The organism is Actinomycetospora aurantiaca (genome assembly GCF_037401875.1).
GTDB lineage: Bacteria > Actinomycetota > Actinomycetes > Mycobacteriales > Pseudonocardiaceae > Actinomycetospora > Actinomycetospora aurantiaca.
This window is the reverse complement of sequence record NZ_JBBEGN010000008.1, coordinates 170755-194216: the sequence shown is the minus strand read 5'-3', so window position 1 is coordinate 194216 and position 23462 is coordinate 170755. Positions and strand designations below refer to the sequence as shown.

At 75.1% G+C, this 23462-nt stretch carries 23 protein-coding genes and 1 tRNA gene; 10 read left to right on the top strand and 14 right to left on the bottom strand.

Annotated features, from left to right (window positions below):
- Window positions 1-64: 64 nt before the first annotated feature.
- The 4 genes from WCD74_RS17760 to WCD74_RS17745 all read right to left on the bottom strand — a co-directional run bounded on the left by WCD74_RS17760 (window position 65) and on the right by WCD74_RS17745 (window position 4909).
- The gene (locus WCD74_RS17760; protein WP_337696194.1) at window positions 65-1225 is read right to left on the bottom strand and encodes an Hsp70 family protein; all 1161 of its coding nucleotides are present in this window, start codon (window positions 1223-1225) and stop codon (window positions 65-67) included.
- 12 nt (window positions 1226-1237) lie between these two features.
- Window positions 1238-2443, bottom strand: coding sequence for a cytochrome P450 family protein (locus WCD74_RS17755; protein WP_337696193.1), 1206 nt, complete (start codon window positions 2441-2443; stop codon window positions 1238-1240).
- Between the two features lie 73 nt (window positions 2444-2516).
- Window positions 2517-3401 carry an SDR family oxidoreductase gene (locus WCD74_RS17750; protein ID WP_337696192.1) on the bottom strand — a complete coding sequence of 295 codons (885 nt, stop codon included), beginning with the start codon at window positions 3399-3401 and terminating at the stop codon, window positions 2517-2519.
- Window positions 3398-4909, bottom strand: a complete 1512-nt coding sequence (locus WCD74_RS17745; protein WP_337696191.1) for a flavin-containing monooxygenase — start codon at window positions 4907-4909, stop codon at window positions 3398-3400. Before WCD74_RS17745 ends, WCD74_RS17750 begins: the two co-directional genes overlap by 4 nt.
- A gap of 70 nt (window positions 4910-4979) precedes the next feature.
- On the opposite strand from WCD74_RS17745, the gene WCD74_RS17740 reads away from it, so the two are divergent.
- Complete coding sequence (locus tag WCD74_RS17740) at window positions 4980-5639, top strand: TetR/AcrR family transcriptional regulator (RefSeq protein WP_337696190.1); 660 nt, start codon at window positions 4980-4982, stop codon at window positions 5637-5639.
- Between the two features lie 41 nt (window positions 5640-5680).
- Here WCD74_RS17740 and WCD74_RS17735 read toward each other — a convergent pair whose 3' ends face one another.
- Window positions 5681-6397 carry a VOC family protein gene (locus WCD74_RS17735; protein ID WP_337696267.1) on the bottom strand — a complete coding sequence of 239 codons (717 nt, stop codon included), beginning with the start codon at window positions 6395-6397 and terminating at the stop codon, window positions 5681-5683.
- A 455-nt stretch (window positions 6398-6852) separates the two neighbouring features.
- Here WCD74_RS17735 and WCD74_RS17730 point away from each other — a divergent pair, with 455 nt between their 5' ends.
- Window positions 6853-7884 carry an LCP family protein gene (locus tag WCD74_RS17730; RefSeq protein ID WP_337696189.1) on the top strand — a complete coding sequence of 344 codons (1032 nt, stop codon included), beginning with the start codon at window positions 6853-6855 and terminating at the stop codon, window positions 7882-7884.
- A gap of 162 nt (window positions 7885-8046) precedes the next feature.
- Here WCD74_RS17730 and WCD74_RS17725 read toward each other — a convergent pair whose 3' ends face one another.
- Together WCD74_RS17725 and WCD74_RS17720 are read right to left on the bottom strand one after the other, a co-directional pair.
- Window positions 8047-8940, bottom strand: coding sequence for a DMT family transporter (locus WCD74_RS17725; RefSeq protein ID WP_337696188.1), 894 nt, complete (start codon window positions 8938-8940; stop codon window positions 8047-8049).
- Window positions 8940-10124 carry an MGDG synthase family glycosyltransferase gene (locus tag WCD74_RS17720; protein WP_337696187.1) on the bottom strand — a complete coding sequence of 395 codons (1185 nt, stop codon included), beginning with the start codon at window positions 10122-10124 and terminating at the stop codon, window positions 8940-8942. Before WCD74_RS17720 ends, WCD74_RS17725 begins: the two co-directional genes overlap by 1 nt.
- A gap of 276 nt (window positions 10125-10400) precedes the next feature.
- On the opposite strand from WCD74_RS17720, the gene WCD74_RS17715 reads away from it, so the two are divergent.
- Window positions 10401-11615, top strand: coding sequence for an MGDG synthase family glycosyltransferase (locus tag WCD74_RS17715; RefSeq protein ID WP_337696186.1), 1215 nt, complete (start codon window positions 10401-10403; stop codon window positions 11613-11615).
- Window positions 11616-11617: 2 nt separating this feature from the next.
- Here the strand turns inward: WCD74_RS17715 and WCD74_RS17710 are convergent, their stop codons facing one another.
- Window positions 11618-12724, bottom strand: a complete 1107-nt coding sequence (locus tag WCD74_RS17710) for a YncE family protein (RefSeq protein WP_337696185.1) — start codon at window positions 12722-12724, stop codon at window positions 11618-11620.
- A 127-nt stretch (window positions 12725-12851) separates the two neighbouring features.
- Window positions 12852-13442 (bottom strand): type 1 glutamine amidotransferase domain-containing protein, encoded by a 591-nt coding sequence (locus WCD74_RS17705; RefSeq protein WP_337696184.1) that lies wholly within the window; start codon window positions 13440-13442, stop codon window positions 12852-12854.
- Window positions 13443-13642: 200 nt separating this feature from the next.
- Between WCD74_RS17705 and WCD74_RS17700 the strand changes: the two genes are divergently transcribed.
- Window positions 13643-13873, top strand: coding sequence for a heavy-metal-associated domain-containing protein (locus tag WCD74_RS17700; RefSeq protein ID WP_285590973.1), 231 nt, complete (start codon window positions 13643-13645; stop codon window positions 13871-13873).
- A 10-nt stretch (window positions 13874-13883) separates the two neighbouring features.
- Here the strand turns inward: WCD74_RS17700 and ku are convergent, their stop codons facing one another.
- On the bottom strand, window positions 13884-14867 hold the full coding sequence (ku, locus tag WCD74_RS17695; RefSeq protein WP_337696182.1) for a non-homologous end joining protein Ku: 984 nt from the start codon (window positions 14865-14867) through the stop codon (window positions 13884-13886).
- Between the two features lie 13 nt (window positions 14868-14880).
- The gene (locus tag WCD74_RS17690; RefSeq protein ID WP_337696181.1) at window positions 14881-15690 is read right to left on the bottom strand and encodes a helix-turn-helix domain-containing protein; all 810 of its coding nucleotides are present in this window, start codon (window positions 15688-15690) and stop codon (window positions 14881-14883) included.
- Window positions 15691-15754: 64 nt separating this feature from the next.
- Here WCD74_RS17690 and WCD74_RS17685 point away from each other — a divergent pair, with 64 nt between their 5' ends.
- Window positions 15755-16522, top strand: a complete 768-nt coding sequence (locus tag WCD74_RS17685; protein WP_337696180.1) for an ATP-dependent DNA ligase — start codon at window positions 15755-15757, stop codon at window positions 16520-16522.
- Between the two features lie 63 nt (window positions 16523-16585).
- On the opposite strand, the gene WCD74_RS17680 is transcribed toward WCD74_RS17685, so the two are convergent.
- Together WCD74_RS17680 and WCD74_RS17675 are read right to left on the bottom strand one after the other, a co-directional pair.
- Window positions 16586-17605 (bottom strand): prephenate dehydrogenase, encoded by a 1020-nt coding sequence (locus WCD74_RS17680; RefSeq protein WP_337696266.1) that lies wholly within the window; start codon window positions 17603-17605, stop codon window positions 16586-16588.
- 80 nt (window positions 17606-17685) lie between these two features.
- Window positions 17686-18936, bottom strand: a complete 1251-nt coding sequence (locus WCD74_RS17675) for a M20 metallopeptidase family protein (protein ID WP_373696097.1) — start codon at window positions 18934-18936, stop codon at window positions 17686-17688.
- A 123-nt stretch (window positions 18937-19059) separates the two neighbouring features.
- Here WCD74_RS17675 and WCD74_RS17670 point away from each other — a divergent pair, with 123 nt between their 5' ends.
- The 3 genes from WCD74_RS17670 to WCD74_RS17660 all read left to right on the top strand — a co-directional run bounded on the left by WCD74_RS17670 (window position 19060) and on the right by WCD74_RS17660 (window position 20158).
- A complete protein-coding gene (locus WCD74_RS17670; protein ID WP_337696179.1) occupies window positions 19060-19599 on the top strand; it encodes a tRNA adenosine deaminase-associated protein in 540 nt (179 codons plus the stop codon).
- On the top strand, window positions 19589-20056 hold the full coding sequence (locus tag WCD74_RS17665) for a nucleoside deaminase (RefSeq protein ID WP_337696264.1): 468 nt from the start codon (window positions 19589-19591) through the stop codon (window positions 20054-20056). The genes WCD74_RS17670 and WCD74_RS17665 overlap by 11 nt, the downstream gene beginning before the upstream one ends.
- Window positions 20057-20069: 13 nt before the next feature.
- Window positions 20070-20158 (top strand) — tRNA-Ser (locus WCD74_RS17660).
- Between the two features lie 128 nt (window positions 20159-20286).
- Here the strand turns inward: WCD74_RS17660 and mftD are convergent.
- Entirely contained in the window at window positions 20287-21468 is a 1182-nt protein-coding gene (gene mftD / locus WCD74_RS17655; protein WP_337696178.1) for a pre-mycofactocin synthase MftD, read from the bottom strand.
- A 244-nt stretch (window positions 21469-21712) separates the two neighbouring features.
- Here mftD and WCD74_RS17650 point away from each other — a divergent pair, with 244 nt between their 5' ends.
- Window positions 21713-22384, top strand: a complete 672-nt coding sequence (locus WCD74_RS17650) for an RNA polymerase sigma factor (RefSeq protein WP_337696177.1) — start codon at window positions 21713-21715, stop codon at window positions 22382-22384.
- Window positions 22381-23211 (top strand): anti-sigma factor domain-containing protein, encoded by an 831-nt coding sequence (locus tag WCD74_RS17645; protein WP_337696176.1) that lies wholly within the window; start codon window positions 22381-22383, stop codon window positions 23209-23211. The genes WCD74_RS17650 and WCD74_RS17645 overlap by 4 nt, the downstream gene beginning before the upstream one ends.
- Window positions 23212-23462: the final 251 nt, after the last annotated feature.

Here is a 23462-nt window from a genome sequence, read left to right as displayed (position 1 = left end):
CCGTACCGCCCACGATTGTGACGTCCAGTGTCAGCATGGCCGCACTGCTGACACCGCCAGGTGCCTACCGCCCCAGGCCCGCCCGGTCCGCCGCCCACGCCGCGGCGCCGCAGACGAGGCCGGTCGGGGAGCCGGCGCCGGGGTCGTCGACACCGGTGAGCGGGCACCCGGTCCGCGCGGCCAGCCAGTCCCGGACGCCCGGCAGCGCCGCGATGCCGCCCCGGACGAGCAGCGGCGGGCGCTCGTCGCCGGTGGAGCCCAGCAGGTCCGCCGTCGCCGCGCCCACCTGCTCGAGGGCGGGCGCGAACAGCGGGCCGAGGTCGGCGTGGGTGATTCGCACGCTGCCCGGCCCCGGGTTCTCCGGCTGCAGCACCGGCACCGCCACGTCGACGTAGCCGTCGCGGCCCAGCCGGGCCTTCGCGTCGTGCACCCCGCGGCGCAGCCAGAACCACGCGCGGTGCGCCTCCGGGTCGGCGGAGAAGCGGATGCGGTCGGCCAGGGCGGGGCGTGCCCGGTCGAGGACGAGCTGGGTCAGCGCGTCGTCCAGGGACTCGGCCCCGACCTCGACCGAGCGGGCGCCCGGGCGGGCGGTCGCCGCGGTCGTCCCGTGCTCGCCCTCGACGCGGTCGACGACCGCGATCTCCGTCCCGCCGCCGCCCAGGTCCACGACGACGACGGGTCCGGTCCCGCCGAGCCGGACCGCGGCGGCCACCGGCGCGCTGACCAGCGCGACCTCGGTGTCGGCCGCCTCCGCGACCGCCCCCAGCGCCGCCCGGCCCGCCGTGGCGAGAGCCGCCGGCCCGGTGCCCGGGTCGGTCCACGACGCCGGGTGGACCAGCGCCAGGACCGACGGCGCCCCGCCCCGGCGGGACACCTCGGCCTGCAGCACCCGGGCGACGAGCGCCGTCGCGACGTTCACCGCGGTGGTCGGCCGCGGCCACGTCGCGAGCAGGGCGTCGTCGCGCCCACCGGTCGCGGCGCCGAGGTAGTCACGGGCGCGGAGCACGGCGGCCTGCGGGTCGGCGTGCGCGGCCTCCAGGGCGGGCCGGCCGGCCAGCACGGCGCCGTCGGTGCGCGAGAGCACGACCGACGGCAACTCCACCGCGCCGTCGACGGCCACCGTCGAGACCCGGGTCCACCCGTCGTCGGGATCGACGTCGGCGACCGCCCCGATGGTCGTCGAGGTGCCGTGGTCGACCGCCAGCACCCACCGCCCGTCACCCATGGGCGCAGTGTGTCAGGACCCCTCCGGCGAGAGCCGCACCGGCAGGGCGGCGAGCGCGTGGATCAGCATGCTGTGCCGGTAGACGATCTCGTCGAGCGGCACGGCGGCCGACAGCCGCGGGAACCGGTCGAACAGCGCCGTGAGCGCGACCTCGGCCTCCAGCCGCGCGAGCGAGGCGCCCAGGCAGAAGTGGATGCCGTGGCCGAAGGCGACGTGGCCGGTGAGGTCGCGCCCGGCGTCGTGCAGCTCCGGGGCGTCGAACCGCTCGGGGTCGCGGTTCGCGGCGGCCACCGAGAGCGTCACCACCGCGCCGCGCGGGATCGTGACGCCGCCGAGCTCGAGGTCCTCGGTGGCGAAGCGCAGCGGGGCGTTCGCCACCGGCGAGGTCCAGCGCAGGAACTCCTCGACCATCGGGGTCAGCGACTCGGCCACGAGCACCCGCTCGCGCAGCGCGTCGTCGCGCAGGACGGCGTGCACGCTGTTGGTGATCAGGTTCGCGGTCGTCTCGTGGCCCGCGATCAGCAGGATCATGCCCATCGCGACGATCTCGTCGTGCGAGAGCGCCTCGCCGTCCTCCGAGGCCCGGATCAGCGCCGAGAGCAGCGCCTCGTCCGGGGCCCCGCGCTTGGCGTCGACCAGGTCGGACAGGTAGGCGGTGAGGCTGGCCTGCGCCTGCCACTTTTCCTCCTGCGGGGAGGAGTCGATCATGGTGTTGGACCAGCGGGCGAAGGCGTCGCGGTCGTCGGTCGGCACGCCGAGCAGCTCGCAGATCACCGCCATCGGCAGCGGGACCGAGAAGTCGGCGACCAGGTCGACCTCCGCGGCCTGCTCGGCCTGGTCGAGCAGGGACGTCGCGATCTGCTCGATCGCGGGCCGCAGCGCGGCGATCCGGCGCACGGTGAACGCCGAGACGACGAGCTTGCGCAGCCGGGTGTGCACCGGCGGGTCGTTGAGCAGCAGCATGTGCCCCGCCGGGCCCGGGATCAACGGCTCCGCGGGCCGCTCGTCGGGCGGCATGGTGGAGCGGAAGTCCTTGGCCAGGCGGGGGTCGACGAAGGCCGCGCGCACGTCGGCGTAGCGCGTGACGAGCCACGTGGACCCGCCGTCGGGGAGGTCGACCTCCCGGACCGGCGCGATCTCGCGCAGGCGCGAGAGGGTGCCGTAGGGGTCCGCCCAGTAGTCGTCGGTGAAGACGGGTCCGGTGGCGAGGTCGGTCACGGGTGCAGTGTGCCCACGCCGGCGTGCGCTCACCGTGATTTCGGTGAGGGTTCCCTCAACGAAACCAGGGTGTTCAGTCCTTCGGCGCACCCATGCCGACCGACGTACGCCCGAACGCGCGCCCGGTCCGCCGGAACTGCTCCTCGAGCTGCGGCACCATCTTCTTCGCCTGCGCCATGATCGGCAGGTCGCCGAGCCAGGAGAACGTGATCGGGCGCAGCCCGGCCAGCAGCCCGACCGACTTCGGCACGAACACCCGCCGCTTGCGCTTCGCGATGCCCTCGAGGAAGCCCGCGACGCACTCGTCGACCGTCGCGATGCTGCCCAGGGGCGGCGGCAGCTTGCGCAGGGTGTCCTCGAAGGTCGAGGAGTCGGCCTTCACGTCGCGCACCAGGTCGGTGTCGATCCAGCCCATGTGCGCGGTGCCGACCCCGATCCCGCGGTGCGCGAGCTCGAAGCGCAGCGCGTTCCCGTAGTTCTCCACGCCGGCCTTCGCCCCGCAGTAGGCGGCCATGCCCGGCAGCGCGGTGAAGGCCGCCAGCGAGGAGACCAGCAGGAAGTAGCCGCGGCGCTTCTCGACCTCGGCCACCGTCGCCGACACCGTCCGCGACACCCCGATCAGGTTGACCTCGAGGACGCGCGCGATGACGTCGGCCGGGCTCGTGGCCACGGTGCCGTGGTTGGCGATCCCGGCGTTGGCGATCACGACGTCGATCCCGCCGAGCTCGGCGACGGTGTGCTTCACCGCCGCGTCGAGCGAGGCTTGGTCGGTGACGTCGCACGGCGCCCAGGTGTGCTGCGGACCGAGCTCGCCGGCGATCCGCTCCAGGCGCTCGGACTCCAGGCCGACGAGCGCGACCCGCGCGCCCCGTGCGGCGGCGGCGCGGGCGGTGGCCTCGCCGATGCCGCGGGCGGCGCCGGTGATGAAGAGGACCCGGCCGGTGATGTCGTAGGTCATGAACGCTCCAGGATCCGTCGGGGGGTGAGGACGTACTCGTCGGTGCGCATGCGGCGCAGGCGGCGGTGGAACGGCATCGTGAACGTCGGCCAGAGCGCCGAGTTGTTGCCGTGCCCGTCGAGGTACCAGGACCGGCACCCGCCGTCGGTCCAGACCGTGCCCTCGGTGAGGCGCTGCATCTCGGCGACGAAGCGGTCCTGCACCTCCTGGCGCGGCTCGACGGCGCCGACCGACCGCGTCCGCAGCCGGCGCAGCACGTCCATGACGAGGTTGATCTGCGACTCGATCATGAAGACGACCGAGTTGTGGCCCAGCCCGGTGTTCGGGCCGAGCAGGGTGAACAGGTTCGGGAAGCCGGCGATCATGGTGCCGTTGTGGGCGAACATCGTGTCGCCCCAGTGCTCGGCGAGCGAGCGGCCGTCGCGGCCGAACACCCGGTGGCTGATCGGCAGGTCGCTGATCGCGAAGCCGGTGCCGGCGATGATCGTGTCGACCTCGTGCTCGGTCCCGTCGGCGGTCACGACCGCGTGCGGCTTCACCTCGGTGATCTTCTCGGTGACGACCTCGACGTTCTCGCGGTCCAGCGCCGGCAGGTAGGTGTTGGACAGCAGGATGCGCTTGCAGCCCATCGAGTAGTCCGGCGTGATCTTCTCGCGCAGCTCGGGGTCCGCGACCTGCGTGCGCATGTGGCGCTCGGCGAGCTTCGCGGCCTTCGCCATGCGGGCCGGGTCCTTGAAGCCGAGCACGAACGTCTCGCGCGCCCAGTAGATCGCCTCGCGCTGCAGCCGCTGCAGTGCCGGGAACCGTCGGAACAGCGCCTTCTCGACGCCGGTGATCCGCCGGTCCCGCCGCGGCATGATCCACGGTGGCGTGCGCTGGAAGACGGTCATCTTCCCGACGACGGGTGCGATCTCCGGGACGAACTGGATCGCCGACGCGCCCGTGCCGATCACGGCGACGCGACGGCCCCGCAGGTCGAGGTCGTGGCGCCAGGTGGCGGAGTGGAAGACCTCGCCGGCGAAGTCGTCGAGCCCGGGGACGTCGGGGAAGGATGGGTCGCTCAGAGCGCCGCTCCCGAGTACGAGCGCGTCGGCGGTCCACGTGCCGCCCGTGGTGGTGACGGTCCAGCGTTGCGTCCCGTCGTCCCACCGCGCGTCGGTGACCTCGTGGTGGTTCCGCGTGAAGCGGTCGATCCCGTACTCGCGGTTCACTCGCTGCAGGTAGGCGTGGATCTCGGACTGCGGCGAGAAGGCGTGGCTCCAGTCCGGGTTCGGCGCGAACGAGAACGAGTACAGGTGGCTCGGGACGTCGCAGGCGCAGCCCGGGTAGGAGTTGTCCCGCCAGGTGCCCCCGACGTCGCCGTGGCGCTCGAAGAGCAGGAAGTCCTCGACGCCGGCCCGGCGCAGGCGGATGGCGGTGCCCAGCCCGGAGAACCCGTTGCCGACGATCGCGACGGACAGGTGGGGCACGTCGGTGCCCTGCTTCTCGACGGCGGGTGCTGCTGTCACGGTGTCCTCCCGTGGTACGACGACGTACCGACTCCTCCGGGAGGATGGTACGAGCTGGTACCATAGGCCAGTGTCTGTGAGCGCGCACACGGCGGATTCCGGCGAGCACCCGGTCGTGGTCGCCATCCGCACGGGGGCGAGCCCGGGGCCGGAGCACCGCGACCGGCTGATCGCCGCGATGGGGGAGCTCCTGGCCGAGCAGGGCTACGCGAGCGTGACCGTCACCGACGTCGTCGCCCGCGCCCGCGTGTCGAAGCGGACCTTCTACCAGCACTTCGCCGACCGCGAGGAGTGCCTGCTCGCCACCTACCGCGTGGTCGCCGAGGCCCCGCTGCACCGCATCGCGGCGGCCGCCGCGCAGACCGTCGGGGCGGGTCTGCCGGTGCGCGAGGAGATCGCGGGCGTCACCGGGGCCTACCTCGCCGCGATGGCCGAGCACCCGCTGCTGACGCGCGCGATGCTGACCGAGGTGGGCTCGGCCGGGCCGGCGGGGCTCGCCGTGCGCCGGGAGGTGCTGCAGCGGTTCGCGGACGGTCTCGTGGCCCTCGCCGCCGCGGAGGGCCGGGACCTGCCGTCGGGCGTCGCGCTGGCCCTCGTCGGCGGGATCAACGAACTGGTCCTCGAGGCCGTGGAGTCGCCGGACGTGCCGGCGTCCGCCATGGCCGAGGCGATCCTCGCGCTCGGCGACACGGTGACCGAGCTGGGCGTGGCGGTGCTCGACCGGGGATGAGCCCTCGTCGGGAGCTGCCCGACGGAGCACTCGCGTCGGCGTCAGGGACGCGCATCCAGGACGCAGAACTCGTTCCCGGACGGGTCCGCGAACACCGTCCACGGCAGTCCGGCCGGGTCGGCGAGCAGCGTGGCGCCCAGCGCGAGCACCCGGGCGGCGGGGTCCGCGTCGGAGGCCTCCGCCCGCACGTCGACGTGGATCCGGTTCTTGCCGCTCTTCGCCGCGGGCTCCGGGCACAGCTCAAGCAGCGGTCCGTCGCCGGACGGGTGCCGGAGGCTCGGGATGCCCGGGGTGCCCTCGGCCCGCTCCCACCCGGTGACCGCCGCCCAGAACCCGGCGTCGCGCTCCGGGTCCGCGCTGTGCAGCGGAAGTCCGGCGAGCGGCCCGCCCTGGCGGTAGACCGGGCGGTCCTCCATGACGCAGAACGGCTCGCCCCCGGGGTCGGCGAGCACGGTCCACGGCACGTCGCCCTGCCCGATGTCCACGGGCACGGCCCCGAGCGCGAGCAGCCGGTCGACGACCTCCTGCTGCTCCCCGCCGCCCCGCAGGTCGAGGTGCAGCCGGGCCGGGGACGACGACGGGTCGGCGACCTGCTGGAAGCACAGGTCCAGGTAGTGGTCGCCGAGGTCCAGCCGCGCCTCGTGGACACCGGGCTCGTCGGTCAGCGCGGTCAGGCCGAGGGTGGCGGCCCAGAACCGGCCGAGCGCTCCCGGGTCGCGGGCGTCGCGCACCACGTTCTCGAGATACACGCCGTGCATCATGCGGCCGGGACGGGCGAGTGCTGCACCAGGCAGGCTCGGGACCTCCGGAACCTGCCGGACGTCGCACTCGGCGGCACGCACGTGGCCGGAACTGGCCCGGCCGGGTGACTCCGAGCAACCTCGGCACGAGGTGGACGTCGTGACTCGGTTGGAGCCGTCACCCCGACGGTGGTTATGGTCGCTCCCCGAACGCGGCGTCCGGTTCTCGTGCGGCCAGCCCGAGCGCCGCCGGCGTCCCTCCCGTCCCGGTACCCCGGGTCGGGGGAGCCGAGCAGCGAGGGAGACGGCCGATGGCTCCAGCCCCGGGCCCGCCCGGCCCCGGCGCGCCCCCACCGCGCCCGGGCGGATTCGCGATGCCCCCGCAGGCACCGCCGCCGCCCCGACCCGGTCCGCCGCCCCCGCAACCCCCGCCGCCGCGCCGTCCCGGTCCGCCGCCTCCCCGGCAGGCCCCGATGCCCGCCCCGCAGCAGCAGCCGCAGCGCACCCGCGTCGGGCCCCCACCCGCCGTCGGGAACCCCCGCCCGCCCCGTCCGGTCCGCCGGGCCCGGTGGGGCCGGCGGATCGCCGCGATCCTCGGGGTGCTCCTGCTGCTGGTCGTCGGGTTCGGCGTCTACCTCGACACGCAGATGACGCGCACCGAGGCGCTGTCGTCGTACTCCGGCCGCCCGGCGTCCGGCTCGGGCACCAACTGGCTGCTCGTCGGCTCGGACAGCCGCGCGGGCCTGTCGACCGCGCAGGAGCGCCAGCTGTCCACCGGCGAGGCGGACGGCAACCGCACGGACACGATGATGCTCGTGCACATCGGCTCGTTCGGCGGGCAGACCTCGATCGTCAGCCTCCCCCGCGACTCGCTGGTCGAGGTGGACGGCACCACCGCCCGGTTGAACTCGGCCTACTCCAGCGGCGGCCCGCAGCTGCTCACCCGCACCGTCGAGCAGTCCACCGGGCTGCGCATCGACCACTACGCCGAGATCGGGTTCGAGGGGTTCGCGGGCATGGTCGACGCGGTCGGCGGGGTCGAGATGTGCCTCGACGAGGCCCTCGACGACCCCAAGGCCGGGATCGACCTGCCGGCGGGCTGCCAGGAGCTCACGGGCCCGAACGCGCTGGGCTTCGTCCGCTCGCGCGCGTTCCCGAACGCCGACCTGCAGCGCGTGCAGAACCAGCGCGCGTTCCTGTCGGCGCTGATGGCGAAGGCCGCCAGCCCCCTGACCCTGGCGAACCCGTTCGCGACGGTGCCCTTCGCGACGGCGGCCGTGCGCACGTTGACCGTCGACGAGTCCACCCACGTGTGGCACCTCGCGAGCCTGGGCTGGGGGATGCACTCGGTCGGGTCGGGCGGCGTGACGACGACGGTGCCGATCTCGCCGTCCGGGTCGGTCTCGGGCGCCGTGGTGTGGCGCAAGGGCGACTCGCAGCGTCTCTTCGACGCCCTGCGCGACGGCGACGACATCCCGGCGGACCTGGTGACGCCCGGGCCCTGATACCGCACACGAATGTGACGTCCGGTGTCAGCATGGCCGCACTGCTGACGCTGGTGGGGGACGTGCTCAGCGGTCCCGCGAGAACAGCACCGCGAGCACCGTGCACCCGATCACGATCAGCACGATCGGGGCGACGGCGGTGACGGTGTCCCAGGACACGGCTCAGCCCCAGGCGGGCGCGCGGTCGTCGGAGCCCGTGCGGTCGGTGCGCAGCACGGCCGCGCTCTGCCGGGTGATGACGACCGTGCCGGCCACCACCACCGCCGCCGCCACGACCTGCCCGAGCAGCGCGACCGGGCTCGTCCGGACGGTCTCGCCGAGCACCAGGACCCCGAGCGTGACCGCGACCGCGGGGTCGGTGGTGCCGATGACGGCGTTCACGGGGGCGTTGAGCCGGCCCAGGTGCAGGGCGCGCTGGGAGAACGTCCACCCGCACAGCGAGGTGACCAGGGCGGCCGCGAACGGCCAGGAGACCACGGCGTCGACCAGGGTCCCGGCGGCGAGCGCGGTGGCGAAGAGCGTGGCGGTCAGCCCGTAGAAGCCGCCGGTGGCGAGGGCCAGCAGCGCGGCGCGCACCGGCTCGGACCAGCCCAGCCCGCGGAGCCCGAGCGACCCGACCAGCAGGGCCAGCACGCCGACCACCACGAGCGGCGTGACCGCGGGCGAGGGCATCACCGCCGGGGCCTCGGGGTGGGCGATCGCCAGGAACGCCGCCAGCCCGAGCACGCAGACCACGGAGGCCCGGAGCAGTCGCCGGTCCAGTCGCCGGCCCGCCAGGGCGGCGGAGGCGATCGTGCCGAACACCAGGCCGGTCACGAGCACCGGCTGCACGAGGGCGACGGGGCCGACGTGCAGCGCCCAGGCGTAGGACCCGAACCCGACCGCGATCACGGCCTGCCCCGCCCACCAGCGGCGGCGCCGCAGGACCCGGGCGAGCAGCTGCCGGGTGGAGCCCGGCTCGTCGATCTCCTGGCCGGCGCGCTGCTGGAGCACGGTCCCGGTGGAGATGCCCGCGGCGCCGACGAGGGCGGTGAGCAGGGCGATCGCGGCGGACATCAGCGGGTCCCCGTCGTCGAGGGCAGTTTGAGCACCGCGGCCAGGTCGACCCCGGCCTGCCGGTCCGACCAGGCGGCTGCCCGGGCGTGGGCGGCGGCCAGCGCGGCCGGGTCGTCGAGCCACGTCCGCAGCAGACCCGTGAGCTCGCGCGGTCGGCGGCACGTGCGGGCCAGGCCGGCCCGCCCGAGCAGCCGCGCGGAGTCGCGGCCGTGGCCGGGCAGCGGCTGGTAGATCACCAGCGTCCGGCCGCACGCGAGGGCCTCCTGCGCGCTGGCGCCCCCGGAGTTGTTCACGACGACGTCGGCCGCGGCGAGCAGCGTCGGCATGTCGTCCACCCAGTCCGGGACCCGCAGCCGCCCGGACGCCACGCGGCGCTCGAGCGCCCGGAGCCGGGCCCGCGCGCGCTCGTCCCGGCCGCACACCGCCACCACGTGGCAGCGCGGGTCGGCGGCCAGCGCCGCGCGGACGGCCCCGGCGATGCCGCCGAGCCCGAGCGAGCCCGCCGTCACGACGACGACGAGCGCGTCCGCGGGCAGGTCCAGCCGGTCGCGGGCCGCACGGGTCGCGTCGTCGGGCACCGGCGCGAAGGGGGCGCCGACCAGCGCCGAGCGCACCGTGACCCCCGCCCCGGGGTCCATGACCCGCGTCGGGGCGGCCGCCAGGTCGTCGAGCACGAGGTACTCGTCGACGCCGGGGTAGGTCCAGTAGGCGTGCGGGGCGAAGTCGCAGATCGCCGCGACCACGCGGGCCTCCAGCCGGCCCCGGCGGCGCAGCCAGGCCAGACCCGCCGTCGCGAGCTGGTGGGTGGAGACGACGACGTCGGGCGCGCCGCCGGCGGCGAGGCGCGCGTGCGGGCCCTCCAGGTCGGCCGCCAGCGCACGCGCCACCCAGGCCCCCATCACCTCGCGGTAGAACCACCGCACCAGCCGGGAGCGGGACACCGCGGCGTACCAGGCCTCCTGCAGCACCGGGGTCCACTGCACGGCGAACTCGAACAGCCAGCGGAAGACGGGACCGGAGCCGTGGCCCATCCGGGCGAAGGCCTCGGCGAGCCGGATGTCGCAGTCGGGCCGGTCGCGCGCGACGATGGTGGCGACCGCGCGCGCGACCGCGGCGTGCCCCTGGCCGATCTCGCCGGAGACGATCAGCAGCCGGGTCGCGCGGTCGATCTGCGGACTCGTCACGGCGTCCAGTCTCCCGATCGCCGATCGGGCACACCCGTCCGGGTGTGCTGTTCATGCCGACGGCGGTCACCGTTCAACCACGCACGGGTACTTCGGCGACCCTTCACCCGTGCCTCATCGTCCGTCCCCCGACTGCACCGATCATGAGTCCCGCGTCGAGGTCCACCGTGGGTCACAGTAGGTTCACGGCAGGGTCACGGCACCCGGACGACCGTCGACGGGAGGAACACCCGTGCCCGTCGGGAGTCGTCACGCCCGAGAGGAGCCCCGCGACCGATGACCGTACTCGGCGTCCCGAGGTCGGCCCGTCCCCGGCGCCGCCCGCCGCGCGCCCCGCACCTGCGGGTCCTGCGCCGCGGCGCGCGTCCGCCGGAGGACCGCCGCCCGGGCGGCCCGGACCGGTCCCCCCGCGTCGTCGTGCTCACCGCGCGCGTCGGCGCCGGGCACGACCGCGCCGCCTACGAGCTCGCCGCCCGCCTCCGGGCCCGCGGCGCCGTGGTGGACGTGCACGACTACCTGGACGCCCTCCCGCGCTACGGGCAGGTGATCATCGGCGACGGCTACGGTTTCACGGTCAACCGGCTCCCGCGGTTCTTCGACTGGCTGTTCTACGCCCTCGAGCACCGCTGGGACGTGCGCGGCATCATCCTGACCTTCCTCACGTTCTCCGAGCGCACCGTGCGCCGGTGGACCCGCGACGCCGACGTCGTGGTGTCCACCTTCCCGCTCTCCTGCCAGACGCTCGGGCGCATGCGGGCCGCCGGCCGCATCGACGTGCCGGTGATCAGCTACCTCACCGACCCGGCCCCGCACCGGATGTGGCTGCACCCGGGGGTGGACACCCACCTGTCGGTGACGAGCGCGTGCGCCGCCGCGGCCGACGCCATGTACGGCGTGCAGGTGCGCCCGGCGGGCCCGCTGGTCGGTCCCGCCTTCTCCCGCGCGCACACCGACGCCGACCGCACCGAGACCCGGAACTCGCTGGGGCTGGGCGACGACGAGACCGCGGTGCTGATCAGCGCCGGCTCGCTCGGGCTCGGGGACGTGCCGTCGCTGGTGGCCGCGGCGCTGACGAACCCGTCCTCTCACGTCGTCGTGCTCTGCGGGCGGAACACGGCGCTGCGGACCGAACTGGACGCGATGCCCCGCGTCACCGCCCTGGGGTGGCGCGACGACGTGCCGGCGCTCATGGGGGCCTGCGACGTCCTGCTGCACAACGCCGGCGGGCTCTCGGTGACCGAGGCGCTCGTCGCGAACCTGCCCGCGGTGACCTACTGCCCCATCCCCGGCCACGGGCGGGCCAACGCGACCGTGCTGGCCGACGCGGGGCTCGCGCCGTGGCCGACCAGCCCGGAGGGGCTCGCGGAGGTCCTGGACGGCGTGTCCCGGACCTCCCCGCTCTCGCCGTGGCCCACGGACCCGCACGGCGACGTCGCCGAGATCGTGCTCGAGGCGGCCGGCGAGCGGGCGGCGGTCGCCGCCGCCTCGTAGCGTCAGGGGGCGTCGACGATCTGGACGACGCCCGTCGAGACCCCGGCCACGAAGAGCCGACCGGTCTGCGGGTCCACGCCGACGGTGTACGGGTTCTGCACCGTCGGGATGCGCGCGACCTCGCGCGGCTGCGGGTTCGTCATGTCGTAGGCGACGACCTCGTTGGTGCCGGAGGAGGCGACGTAGACCCGGTCGCGGACCGGGTCGTAGGTGATGCCGTACGGGCCGCCGGGCTGCGGCACGGCGCCGACCTGGGTGGGCGGGCCGTCCGGGTTCGGCTGGAACACGATGACCTGGTCCCCGCGGGTGTCGGTGGCGATCATCCGGCCGTGCCGGTCGGCCACGAGGTGCGTCGGCCCGGCCCCCGAGGGGGCGCTCCCGACGATGCGCAGCGTCGCCACGTCGTAGACGGTCAGGTCGTTCTTGCGGACGTCGACGAGGCCCACGAGGTTCCCGACCGGTGCCAGCCCGGCCGGCTGCACCGCGTCGGTGAACACCTTGACGACCTGGTCACCGCGGACCGCGGACACCGTCCCGCCGAGCTCGTCGGCGGTCAGCACCGTGCCGTTCGGGGCCTGGGTGGCGTCGTGCGGGACCGTCCCGACGAACAGCGGCGGGTCGCCCTGCCCGCCGGGGAGGGCGACGCGCACCAGCGAGTTCGCGCTCTCCACCGGCACGAGCACCGGACCGCCGGGGGCGGCCAGCTGCAGGTGGCGCACGAAGCCGGGCAGCGGGGTGCGGGCACGCTCGGCGCCGGTATCGGCGTCGAGCAGCACGACCTCGTTCGGGTTCCGCTTGGTGACCGCGACCGTGCGGGTCACCGGGTCGACCACGACGCCTTCCGGCGCCGACCCGACCTGGACCTGCCGTCCCGGGGGCGGCGTGGTCGGCGGCGGCGCGGACTGCGGTTCGGCCGCGAGCGGCAGGTTCGCGGTGTCCGGACGCACGCCCTCGGTCGGGACCCCGGGCGGGAGCAGGCCCGTCGTCGTCGTGGCCGGTCCGGCGGACGGCGGGGGCGCGGCAGGGGGCGGCGAGGTGCTGCACGCACTCAGGGCCAGGCCGGTGGCCAGACCGAGACCGAGCAGGACGCGGGCGCTGCGTCGAGGCATGTCCGGAGTCTTCCGTTCGTCGCGTGTGGTCGGTCGGAGGCGACGACGGCGGGTCCGCCCCGGGCGGACGCCGCCGTCGCCGTCCTGGTGGTCCGTACCGGCGGCGGACCCGGTTCGGCTCGGAGGGTCAGCGCACCTCGGCGGCGTGGATCTCGGCCTGCTTCTCGGCCTTCGCGAACTCCTCGACGAGGGTGCGGCAGAAGGCGGGCAGGTCGTCCGGGTTGCGGCTGGTGATCAGGCCGTTGTCGACGACGACCTCCTCGTCGACCCACTCGGCGCCGGCGTTGCGCAGGTCGGTGGCCAGGCTGGGGAACGAGGTCATGCGGCGCCCACGGACCACGTCGGCCTCGATGAGCAGCCACGGGGCGTGGCAGATCGCGGCGACCGGCAGGCCCGTGGCGAACGCCTCACCGACGAGGCGCACGAAGTTCGGGATGGTGCGCAACAGGTCGGGGTTGGCGACTCCGCCGGGCAGCACGAACCCGTCGTAGTTGTCGGTCTTGACCTGGCTGACCACGGCGTCGACGTCGAAGCGGTCGGCCTTGTCGAGGTGGTGGAACGCCTGGATCGAGCCCGGTGTCTCGGAGATCAGCACCGGGGTGCCCCCAGCGTTCTCCACGGCCTTCCAGGGCTCGGTGAGCTCGACCTGCTCGGTGCCCTCCTTGGCGGCGAGGAACCCGATGGTGCGGCCTTCGAGAGGGCGGTCCGATGTGGCCATGCGGTGTGACGCTCCTTGAGGAGAGGCAGGTGGGATACCCACGGGGGGTACGGTCGGCGCGACGGCCGACGGACAGCGCCGGGATCCCCAGCCGTCGGGGCGCGAAACGCCCGCGAGGTGGGGTGGGCGCCACGTCGCACAGCGGCCCGTGGCACCGTCGCGGGCGAGACACGCACCGGCCCACGTCAGGGAGGACCCCCATGGCCACGACGACGCTCTCGGTTCCCGAGATCCACTGCGACCACTGCCGCGCCGCGATCGAGGGCGCGCTCTCGCCCATCGACGGCGTCGAGGGCATCGACGTCGACCTCGAGAACCGCGTCGTCCGCGTCGAGCACGACGACGAGCTGCAGCTCGGCGCCGTGGTCGAGGCGATCGAGGACCAGGGCTACGACGTCCCGAACCGGGACGCCTACGTGCGGGCCTCGTAGGAGCCCGCCGTCAGCTCGCCTTCTCCTCCTTCTCGTCGTCGCTCTTCTTGCGACGCGAGCGGGTGGTGGAGGACTTCTTCGTTCCCGACGACGAGTCGTCGTCCTTCTTCGCCGCCGTCGACTTCTTGCGGGAGGTCTTCGGCTTCTCGTCGGCGGGGGCCTCCTCGGTCTTCTCCGCCTGGTCCGCCTTCTCCTCCGAGGACGTGTCCGCCGCCTTCCCGCCGGCCGCCTCGACGGAACGACGCAGGGCGGTGAGCAGGTCGGTCATGTCGTCGGCGTCGTCCTCGGCCGCGGGCTGCGGCGCGGGGCGCTTGCCCCCGTGCTCGCGCTTGTACTCGATGAGCTCCCCGACGGCCTTGCGGTAGTCGTCCTCGAACTCGTCGACCTCGAAGTCACCGGACAGCGAGTCCACCAGCGACTGCGCCATCGCCTTCTCCTGCGGGCGGAGCTCGACGTCGCCCTCGAGCACCGGGAAGTCCGCGTCGCGGATCTCGTCGGGCCACAGCATCGTCTGCAGCACGATCGTCTCGCCGCGCACCCGGAGCAGGGCCAGGGTCTCGCGCTGGCGCAGGGCGACCTTCACCAGCGCCATGCGGTCGGTGTCGCGCAGGGCCTCCCGCAGCAGCGAGTACGGCTTGAGCGCCTTGTTCTCCGGCTCGAGGTAGTAGCTCTTGTCCAGCAGCAGGGCGTCGACCTGCTCGGCCGGGACGAACTGCACGACGTCGATCTCGTGGCCGGAGGCGGTGGGCAGCGAGGCGAGGTCGTCGTCGTCGAGCATGATCAGCTGCCCGTCGTCGGTCTCGTAGCCCTTCGCGATCTCGGAGTACGCCACCTCCTCGCCGCAGACCGAGCACGTGCGCTTCTGGCGGATGCGCCCGCCGTCGACCTCGTGCACCTGGTGGAAGCGGATGTCGTGGTTCGACGTCGCGGCGTAGAGCCGCACGGGCACGTTGACCAGCCCGAACGACACGGCGCCGTTCCAGATCGCGCGCATCGCGCGGCTCCCCTCATCCGTCACCGGGCGTCACCGGTGTACGTGGGACAGAATGCCCTACACGCGACGCGGCTCCCAGGATTTCCGCTCGCGGGTACCGCGCCGCGTAGGTGGTCGGCGACTCGCCGAGCAGGGCCGTGACGTCGCGGACCAGGTGTGCCTGGTCGGCGTAGCCGAGGTCGGCGGCGAGCCCGGCCCACGCGATGGGCCGCCCGGACGTCATGCGCGCGGTCACCTCGCCGAGCCGGAACCGCCGGATGACCCACTTGGGTCCGACGCCGACGTGCTCGGCGAAGAGCCGCTGGAGCCGGCGGGGGTGGCTCCCGGTCCGCGCCGCCAGGTCCTCCACGCGGAGCAGGCCCGGATCGTCACGTACCAGGGCGACCGCGGCGGCCGCCTCGAGGGAGCCCGCGGACGGCGCGTCCGGGAGCCGCGCGCCCAGCCAGGCGGCGAGGGTGTCGACGTCGTCGATCCCGGCCGGTCCGTCGGCGGGCCGCTCGTCGTCGGTCAGCCGGACCACCGGGTCGCCGAGCACGTCGCGCGCCATCCCGGGGCGCACCGCGGCGCCGACCACCCGGCCCCGCCCGACGAGCTCGCGCGTGACGTACCGGGTGGTGACGCCGTGCCACCGGGGCGCCGCGCCGTCGCGGGCCGTGAGGTGCACCGACGCCGACGGCGGGACCTTCTGCGCGTACGGGGCGGCGTAGTCCCAGGTGACGGCCCAGAGGTGGTCCACCCACGGCGCGAGGTGCTCCGGCGGCTCCCGGCGCTCGTGGCGCTGGTGACGGCGCCACGCCCCGCCGATCTCCCGCTCGTCGCGCACCGGTCCATCCTCGCCCGGGGTGTCGGCGGCCGGACCGTCGGACCCACGGGGCACCATGGCGTGCATGCAGGACGTCGGCGTGCGCGGGGCCGGCATCCGGCCGATGCAGCCGGTGCCGGGGCGGCTGCCCGTGGGCCCGGAGTGGTCCTACGAGGTCGACTGGAGCGGCATCCGGCTGCTCGCTGACGTCGAGCAGGGCTCGCTGTGCCTGCGGACCCTCGAGGGCGACGACGTCACGGCGCGGTTCCCGGAGTTCGCCCCACTGGCCGACGTGGTGGCCGACGGTCTCTTCGACGGCGAGGCGGTGCTGCTCGACGCGGGGCAACCGTCGTCGCTGGCGCTGTTCGACCGCCTGCGCCGTGCCGACCCGCGCAAGGCCCGCACCCTCGCCCGGGCGCGCCCGGCGATCTTCATGGTCTACGACGTGCTGCGCCTCTACGGCGTCCCGCTCACCGCGCGCCCGCTCGACGAGCGCCGCGCCACGCTGGGGCGGCTGAGCCTCGACGAGGTCGGCCGCATCCAGGTCTCCCCCGTCTACGACGACGGGCCCGCGCTGCTGGCCGGGGTCCGCGAGCAGGGCCTGCCGGGAGTCATGGCCCGCCGGCGCGACACCGGCTACGACGCCGAGGCCGCCGGCGACTGGCTGCGCGTGGTCGCACCCGCCGACACGCTCCCCACCTCGCCGACGGCGGTCGACGTGCCCGGCGGGCCCCCCGCCGGTCCGGCGCTCTCGGCACTCCCGCCGTCCGGGCCCGGCCCGGACCACCCGCCGTCGGGACGGGGCCGCCGCACCCGCCACGGCCGGGACGAGGAGCCGCCGGGCCTGTGGTGAGGGGGGCGCGTGACTGGCGCCTTTCGGACGTCAGGTGTCAGCGATGGGCCATCGCTGACTCGGTCACTCCTCCGGCGGTGCCGCCTCGTCCAGGGCCTCGGCGGTCCACCCGATGATGCGGCCGCCGCTGCGGCCGAGCTCGCGCATCGCCTCGAGCCGCTCCGCGGGGGTGCCGGAGACGTCGATCCGCAGCTCGCGGCGGTCGAGCCGGGCGGCCTCCAGGGTGCTGCGGCCGTCGTGGCCCGCGGTGAGGGTGGAGAGCAGGCCGCCGGTGGAGGCCAGCGACCCGCGGGCGGCGCCGAGCCGGCCGAGGGCGTCGTCCAGGGCGGCGAGCAGCGCGGCCCGGTTGCCCTCGCACATGGCGGCGGTCAGCTCCGGGCGGGTGGCGGCGACGCGCGTGCCGTCGGCGAACGACCCGGCCGCCAGGGCCAGTGCCAGCTCGCCGCCGTCGGCGCCGACCGCGGCCAGCACCGCGGCGAGCAGGTGCGGCAGGTGGGAGATGCGGGCGACGGCGACGTCGTGCTCGTCGGAGGCCGCGGGCACGACGGTGGCCCCGCAGGCCAGGGCGAGCGCGACGACGTCGGTCCACACGTCGAGGTCGGTGTCGTCGTCGGTGGCGACGACCCAGACCTTGTCGTGGAAGAGCTGCAGCGAGCCGGCGTCCCACCCGGAGAACTCGGTGCCGGTCATCGGGTGCCCGCCGACGAAGCGGGCGCCCGCCGCCCAGCGGTCGACGGCCTCGCGGACCGGCTCCTTGACGCTCGTGACGTCGGTGAGCCGGGCGTCCGGGGCCTCCTTCCCGACGACGGCGAGCACGTCGTCCATGCTCGTCAGCGGGACCGCGACGACGATCAGCGCGTCGGCGTCCGCGGCCCGGCGGACCGCCTCGGCGACGGTGTCGGCGACGTCGTAGCCGTCGGCGCGCGCCTTCTCGATCGTCGTCTCCGACGCCGACGCGCCCCAGGCGTCCCGACCGGCGTCGACGGCGGCGCGCAGCAGCGACCCGCCGATCAGGCCGAGCCCCAGCACGCACACCGGCCGCGTCAGGGCCGCGGCGAGCACCGCGCCGTTGTCCGGTTCCACAGTCCCCACGGTCAGGGAGCGTAGGACGAGCCGTCCGGGTGACGGTGATTCACCCGTGCGCGCGACGGCGGGCGACCCCGTCAGCGGCGCAGGACCTCCAGGGCGTACCCCGCGTAGAGGGCGACGCCCGCCACCATCGCGTCCTCGTCGAACACCACGCGGTTGGAGTGGTTCGGCGGCGAGTCCGACGGGTCGATCCCGGGCGGGCACGCCCCGAGGAACGCGAGCGCACCCGGGACCCGGCCGAGCACGTAGGAGAAGTCCTCGGACCCCATGATCGGGTCCGGCATCGGCTCGACGAAGCGCGACCCCAGCACCGACCGCCCGACGTCGGCGACCCGCTCCGCGACCTCGCCGTCGTTCACCGTCACCGGGTAGCCGCGGTCGATCTCCACCTCGGCGGTGCATCCGTAGGCGTCCGCCGTCCCCAGGCAGACCCGGCGCAGCTCGCCGAGCAGCTGCTCGCGGGTCTCCTCGGAGAGGCTGCGCACGGTGCCCTCGAGGGTGGCGGTCTCCGGGATGACGTTGGTGGTGGTGCCGGCGGTGAGGTGGGCGACGGTGAGCACGGCCGGGTCGAACGCGCTGACCCGCCGGGAGACCATCGTGTGCAGCGCGCCGACCATCGCGGCGGCCGCGGGGACCGGGTCGAGCGCGTCGTGCGGGGCCGAGGCGTGACCCCCCGAGCCGCGGACGGTGACGGTGAAGTCGTCCGACGAGGCCATGATCGAGTCCGCGCGGGTCTGCAGCGTCCCGGAGCTCAGCCGGGACGTCACGTGCAGCGCGAACGCCGACGTCGGCAGCGACCCGCCCGCCTCCAGCACGCCCTCGGAGAGCATCGCCAGGGCCCCGTGCCGGGACTCCTCGCCCGGCTGGAACATGAACACGACCGTGCCGGCCAGCCGGTCGCGGCGGCCGCAGAGCAGGCGCGCGGCGGACGCCAGCATCGCGGTGTGCAGGTCGTGCCCGCAGGCGTGCATCGCGCCGTCCACCCGGGAGGCGTGGTCCAGCCCGGACTCCTCGCGCAGCGGGAGGGCGTCCATGTCCGCCCGGAGCAGCACGGCGGGGCCGGGGTGGTGGCCGGTGAGGGTGGCGACGACCGAGGTCGACGTGCGGCCGCAGGTGATCGTCAGCGGCAGGTCGCGCAGCACCGCGAGCACCGCGGCCTGAGTGGTCGGCAGGTCCAGGCCGAGCTCGGGGTGGCGGTGCAGCGTGCGCCGCAGGGCGACCGTGTCGGGCTGCAGCGCGCGGGCGTCCGAGAGGAGCGCCCGCTCCGGCGCGCGGTGGGCGGCGCGACGTCGCACCTCCTGCCGGGCGGCGCCTGAGGTCCTCACCCCTCCGATCCTGCACCCCCGGCCTCCGGCGGGCGACCGCCCGGCGCGCGGAAGGTGTCGATTCGGTGCGTGTGGTGGCCGTGCCCTAGCCGGGCGTGCTCGCGCGCACCTACCGTGGTGACCATGGCAGGACAGGGCGCACAGGCCGCCCCCCGAGGCGGTGGACAGGGCACCGTCGCGCCCCTGGACGGCTGGGCCGTCGCGGTGACGCGGGAGGAGGGCCGGTGGCGTGCGGTCTCGATGGACCGTACCGCGCTCGCCGACCTGGACTCGGCCATCACCGCCCTCCGGGCGCTGCGCTCCACCGGAGCGGTGATCGGGCTGCTCGACGTGGACGACGAGTTCTTCGTCCTCGTGCGCCCCGTGCCCGGCGGGGTGTCGCTCCTGCTCTCCGACGCGGTCGCGGCGCTGGACTACGACGTCGCCGCCGACGTGCTCGACCTGCTCCGCCTCGACGCCCCGGACGAGGACGAGGTGGACGACGACCCGTGGCCCGAGGGCGACCTCGGGATGCTCGCCGACCTCGGCATCCCGGCCGACGAGCTGGCCGTGCTGGTCGACGAGATCGACCTGTACCCGGACGAGCAGCTGACCGCGATCGCGCGGCGCTGCGGCTTCGCCGACGAGCTGGCCCGGATCGTGGAGACCGCGCCTGCGTCCTGAGTCGCTGGTCGACCGCGCCCTCGAGGTCGCTCGGACGGCCCCTCCCGACGACGTCCCGGTGGGCGCGGTCGTCGTGGACGCGGCCGGTCGCGAGCTGGCGGTCGCGACCAACGCGCGGGAGGCGCTCGGCGACCCGACCGCCCACGCGGAGGTGCTCGCGCTGCGGGCCGCGGCCCGGGTGCACGGCGACGGCTGGCGGCTCGAGGGCTGCACGCTCGCCGTGACGCTGGAGCCCTGCACGATGTGCGCCGGCGCGGCGGTGCTCGCCCGGGTCGAGCGCGTGGTGTTCGGGGCCTGGGAGCCGAAGACCGGCGCGGCGGGCTCGCTGTGGGACGTCCTGCGCGACCGGCGCCTCACGCACCGTCCGGAGGTCGTCGGCGGCGTGCGCGAGGACGCCTGCGCGGAGTTGGTGCGGGAGTGGTTCAGGGGGCCTGCGGAACCCGGTCGGGCGCCCTAGTAAAGTTGCTCCCGGTAGCGTGTCCGAGCGGCCAAAGGAGCACGCCTCGAAAGCGTGTGTGGGTTCTGCCCACCGTGGGTTCGAATCCCACCGCTACCGCCATGACGCCGGGTCTCCTCCGCGGAGCACCCGGCGTTCGTGTGTCCGGGACATCCGGCCCGGAACGGACGAACGGGCCGTTCATCACGGTCTTCCGTGACGAACGGCCCGCTCGTGGCTCTGCCCGGGTGCTACGCCACCCCGGCCTGGCGGGTGAAGTTCGCCGGGATCATCAGGTCCTCGGGCGCGAGGTCGTGCACCGAGGCCTTCCCCAGGCCCATCAGCCCCGAGCCGATGCCGTTCTGCAGGATGTCGAGCACGTTCCCGACGCCGGTCTCGCCGGCCGCGGCGAGCCCCCACAGGTAGGCCCGGCCGATCGCGACGGCCTTGGCGCCCAGGCAGAGCGCCTTGACCACGTCCGAGCCGCGCCGCACGCCGCCGTCCATGATGACCTCGACGTCGCGGCCGACCGCCTCGACGATGCCGGGGAGCAGCCGGATCGGGGCCGGGGTGGAGTCCAGATTGTTGCCGCCGTGGTTGGAGACCTGGATCGCGGTGGCGCCGGCGTCGACCGCGCGCTTGGCGTCGTCGACCCGGGTGATGCCCTTGACGCAGAACGGCAGGTCGGTGCCCCACTGCTCGCGCAGCCAGGCGATGTCGGCCCAGCTCGGCGACGGCGTGAACATCCATTGGCCGTAGGCACCGAAGAAGGTCGGGGGCGTCGAACCGTCGACCGGGATGTTCGGCACGGTCAGGTCCGGGATCTTGCCGCTGCGCAGGAACTCGATGCCCCAGCGCGGGCGGGTGACGCCCTCGGGGATGTACTTCAGGATCGTCTTGAGGTCCATCTTCTCCGGGATCGACGGGCTGCCCCAGTCGCGGCCGTGGGAGAACGACCAGTCCAGGGTGACGATCAGGCCCTTCGCCCCGGCCCGCTTGGCGCGCTCGGCGCGGGCGGCGAGGGTCTCCTTGTCGCCCACCCAGTACATCTGGAAGAACGTCTTGTCGTTGACCGCGCACACGTCCTCGACCGAACGGCTCGCGAACGACGACAGCCCCATCGCCGTCCCGCGCGACGCGGCGGCGCGGGCCACGGCGACCTCGCCCTCCGGGTTCACCGCCTGCACCCCGGTCGGCGAGATCATGACGGGCATCGAGATCTCCTGCCCCATGATCGTCGTCCCGAGGGACTTCTCGAACGGCAGGTCCGCCACGTGCGGGGCGAACTGGAGCTCGCGGAAGGCGCCGGTGTTGTCGTCGAGCGTGTAGCCCGCCTCGCTGCCCGCCACGAGCGCGCCGTACACCGACTTCGGCAGCCGCTTCTTCGCGCGGCGCTGCGCCTCCGCCACCGACTCGAACCACTGACCAGCCATGAGCACCTTCCGCAGTCGCGTTTCCCCCGAGGGTAGGTGCGCGGGCGCACACCCGCGCCGCTCGCGCGGGCGGCATCGATCCCGTCCGTCAGGACAGGGTCCCGACGGCCGGTGCGGGCGCTCCGGCGACCGGTCGGATCTCCTGCGGGCGTCCGGTCCCCCGACGGTGCGCCGTGCGGCCGAACCGCCCCGGGGCGTCGCGACGAAAGCCCGGGCGACCGCCACCGAAGGAGTTCACCTCGTCATGACACCGCCCCGTGCCGCCGGGCCGGACGTGCTCGAGCCCGCGCTCGCACGCCCCGCCGCCGGAGCCGCCCCGGCCGGCGCGGACGTGACCGACGCCGACCTGGTGGCCCGCCTCGCGAGCCGCGACACCGGGGCCCTCGACCTCCTCTACGCCCGCCACGGCCGCGCCGCCTACTCGCTCGCGCGCCGGGTCTGCGCGGACGAGACGCTCGCCGAGGACGTCGTCCAGGAGGTGTTCCTGGTGCTCTGGCGCGACCCGGAGCGCTTCGACCGGACCCGGGGCACCGTCATCAGCTGGCTGCTGACCCTCGTGCACCACAAGGCCGTCGACGCCGTGCGCCGCGAGGCCACCCGCCGTCGTCACCACGTGCCCACCGAGGAGCCCGGCACGGACGCCGGCAGCGCAGTGCCCTCCGCCGACCGCGCCGCGCTCGGCTCCGTCATCGCCGAGCACGTGCGCGCCGCGCTGCGCCACCTGCCGTCCGAGCAGCGCCAGGCCCTCGGCCTGGCCTACTACGGCGGCTACACCCAACGGGAGGTCGCCTCGATCACCGGGGTCCCGATCGGCACCGTCAAGTCCCGCATGTTCACCGGCGTGGCGAAGCTGCGTGTCCTGCTGGCCCCGGTGCTCGGCACCTCCGGCCTCGACCTGCTCGGGGACACCTGGTGAGCGCCCCCGTGCCCCCGCACGACGACGAGCTCGCGGGAGCCGTCGTCGGCCGCGCCCTGCACGCGCTCGAGCCCGACGAGGAGGACCGGGTCGCCGAGCACCTGCGCACCTGCGCCCCGTGCCGGGCCGTGCTCGCGGAGACCCGCGCGACGATGGCCGCCCTGGCCCACGCCGTGGCGGACGCCGACCCGCCCGCCGCGCTGCGCCGCCGGGTCCTGGACGCGGCGGCCGCCGACCCCGCGCCGACGCCGCCGCCTGTCGCGGCGGCCCCCGAGCCCCCGCCCGACGTCCGCGTCGACGACCGCGCCGACGTCGGCACCGACGACGCCCCGACGGCGCCCCGCCCCGTCGGCGGCCGTCGCCTCGCCCTGCTCGCGCTGGTCGCGGTCGTGGCCGGGGTGATCGTGTTCTCCGCGCGCGGCCTCGTCACCGGACCGCCCGCCGACGACCGCTCGGTGGCCGCGGCGCGGGCGGAGCAGGTCATCACCTCCGCCGAGCAGCGCGACCCCGACGTGCGGCACGCCTCCCTGATCCAGCCCGGCGGCGTGGTGATGGCGGTGGTGCTCGACGACGCGGGCGGGGCGCGGGTCGTGCCGGTCGACCTGCCCGAGCTCGGGCCCGGGCGCACCTTCGTGCTCTGGCGGGTCGCCGGGGGGTCGGCCACCGCGGTCGGCACCTTCGACCCCGTGGGGACCTACACCCCGACCGGGACTCCTGCCCCGACCGGCACCCGGCCCGGGCAGGGGGCCTACGCGGTGTCGGCCGAGCCGAGCGGGCCCGTGCCGGAGCGGCCGTCCACCGTGGTGGCGAGCGGGCCGCTCGTGTAGCGCCGGCGGGCCGACCGGGCGAGACCCGTCGTCCGGCGGCCCGCGTCCGGCGTGCGCCACCCGGCCGCGCGCGCGACGATGGCGACTCGGCCGTTCGTCGCGTCGTGTCGCTGTCCGGCCGCAGCGCGCCGCGGCGCGCGCGTCGGACGGGCCGTGACCGTCGGGGGGTCTGGCTACCGTGGTCGGCGTCGGCCCACGCAGCGGAGCGGGGAGCCGGCGGCGGACGCCGGAGCCGGGCCGGCGCGACGGGA